Source organism: Cupriavidus sp. SIMBA_020 (genome assembly GCF_046535395.1).
GTDB lineage: Bacteria > Pseudomonadota > Gammaproteobacteria > Burkholderiales > Burkholderiaceae > Cupriavidus > Cupriavidus campinensis.
Genome location: NZ_JAWRWU010001551.1, coordinates 1 through 240 on the forward strand (window position 1 = coordinate 1; position 240 = coordinate 240).

General features: G+C 66.7%; 1 protein-coding gene. It reads right to left on the reverse strand.

What is annotated here, in order from left to right:
* On the reverse strand, positions 1–240 hold a 240-nt coding region (locus SB751_RS34805; RefSeq protein ID WP_410749589.1), incomplete at both ends, for a pirin family protein.

Sequence of the window (240 nt, forward strand, 5' to 3'; positions counted from 1 at the left end):
CATGCGCTGCACGTCGCCGGGGCGGATGGTCGAGCCGTTGCCCATGCTGTCGCGGTGCGCGAGCGCGCCGGAAAGCACATAGGTGACGATTTCCATGTCGCGGTGGCCGTGCGCGCCGAAGCCGCGTCCGCCCGCGATGCGGTCGTCGTTGAGCACGCGCAGTGCGCCGTAGTGCAGATGCGCTTCGTCGAAATAGTCCGCGAACGAGAAGCTGTGATACGTGTCGAGCCAGCCGTGGTT